The 1,877-nt window shown below is 69.4% G+C and carries 1 protein-coding gene and 2 pseudogenes; 1 reads left to right on the top strand and 2 read right to left on the bottom strand.

Translation table 11 applies throughout. The features are described from left to right. Window positions 1–246, top strand: a pseudogene (locus FE256_RS18320) (hypothetical protein); the annotation flags it as partial. Between the two features lie 82 nt (window positions 247–328). On the opposite strand, the gene FE256_RS17840 reads toward FE256_RS18320, so the two are convergent. Together FE256_RS17840 and FE256_RS18545 are read right to left on the bottom strand one after the other, a co-directional pair. After that, a complete protein-coding gene (locus FE256_RS17840) occupies window positions 329–1,654 on the bottom strand; it encodes a putative hexosyltransferase (RefSeq protein WP_138178321.1) in 1,326 nt (441 codons plus the stop codon). Between the two features lie 128 nt (window positions 1,655–1,782). Next, window positions 1,783–1,877: pseudogene (locus FE256_RS18545) on the bottom strand (QacE family quaternary ammonium compound efflux SMR transporter); the annotation flags it as partial.

Genomic DNA, 1,877 nt, shown 5'->3' on the forward strand with positions numbered 1-1,877 from the left:
GCCCCCGGCCTGCCCGGCGCCCCGGACTTCCCCGGCATTCCCGCCGAGCCGTCCGCTCCGAACCCCGCAGAGCCCGCCGTGCCCGTGCCGACCGAGCCGACCGTGCCCCTGCCGCCGGAGCCCGCCCCCGATCCGTCGGGAGTCGCCGGCGGCGACGCGTCGGGCGGGACCGCCGAGCCGGATGCCGATAACGCGGTCGAAGAGGACGTGATCGACGCCGTCGACCCCGGCGGGCAGCCCGACTGATCCTCCGAGCGAACGATGAGGGGGCGAGCACCGTCGGTGCTCGCCCCCTCATCGTTCGGGACAACGGCTCGCGCCGCCGCGATCAGGGATTGCCGCGGGTCCACAGGAGGAGGATCGCCACGACCTGCAGGGCGAGGCATCCGGCCAGGATCGCCGCCCGCCGTCGAGGAGTGGACGACCAGCGGTCGTCGGCCATGAGCGGTGCCATCGGCATCAGCAGACGGAACGTGCTCTGCTGCGGCAGGAAGACCGCGAAGATGTAGACGCCGTAGCTGAATGCGTACGCGACCACCATGAGACCCAGGCGGCGGACCGGTCGCGACCACAGGAGAGCCGCGAAGGCCACGATGAGGGCGATGACCAGCACGATGCCCACGACGCCGAGGTGGGTGCCCGCCTGACGGAACCACGGCGTGAACGGCGTGAACTCGCCGTTGCCGACGTAGTCGAGCCACCATCCGAGCTCGGTGCGGATGTAGGCGTTGTGGGTGCCGGTGATGTACTGCGCGATGTGGTTCCAGGACAGACCGGCCACAGCGATGGTCAGACCGGTCGCCATCAGCGAGGCCCACTCGCGCATCGGGAACGGGTCGACCCGACGGCGGAAGAAGCGCACGAGGAAGATGATGCCGAGAGCGAGGCCGAGCGCGAGGATGCCGGGGCGCGTGTAGGCGGCGACGAGCGCGATCGGAAGGATCGAGAGGTACTTCCTCTTGATGGCCAGCAGCATGCCACTGAACAGCAGGAGCATGAACAGGCCCTCGCTGTACCCGAGAACGAACAGGAAGGACATCGGCGCGAACGAGAAGAACACCACGGCCCACCAGGCGGCGCGGGGCTTCGTGACGGTACGCAGGAGCAGGAACATCACCCACGTGGCCCCGAGACCGGCCGCCAGGCTGATCAGCACGGCGGCGGGCTGCCACCCCAGGCCCGTGGCGCCGGAGAGCGTGCGCACGAGGAACGGGAAGACCGGCAGGAACGCCCAGTTGTTGGGCAGGATGTCGCCGGAGACGTTCATCGGCAGCGACATGGGATACCCCTGCGCGGCGATCTGGCCGTAGCGGTCGGCATCCCACCCGGTGAGGAAGTCCCAGAACGTGCCCAGACGCTCGCTGTCGGGCCCGAAGCCCCAGCGCGACGCCTTCGCGATGGAGTAGAACCCCCAGAGGAGTCCGAAGTTCACCGCGCGGGCGATGGCCCACAGGAGCAGCACGCGGACGAATGCGCCGCGCTCGATCGGCTCGACGCCCTGAGGCTTGCGCAGGACGTCGCGCCCGTATTGCTGGAGTGCGCGCCCAGGGCGCGAGTCGAGCAGCCGGCGACCGCGCTCCCGCAGCGGGGCGAGGCGGTCGTCGGTGGGGGCCGGTCGTACGGTGGGGACCAGCTCGCTCGGCGGTGCGCTCACTCGGAACCTTTCACGTGGGGAGAAGTGGGCTGCTGACGACGGTGTCCGGCCCGGACAAGTGCATGTGGGGCAGATCGTACCGGATCAACACGTACGTTCCTCCCGGTTGACTTTCAGGAAATGCCTGATCAGTGAGCGTCACTCACGATCTTCAGGCCCACCACGCACCCCACGAGCCCGAGGATCAGCAGGATCTTCACCACCGAGACGGGCTCAGCTCCCC

Origin of the sequence: Microbacterium sp. 5K110 (assembly GCF_005774735.1) — a bacterium.
Taxonomy (GTDB): Bacteria; Actinomycetota; Actinomycetes; order Actinomycetales; family Microbacteriaceae; genus Microbacterium.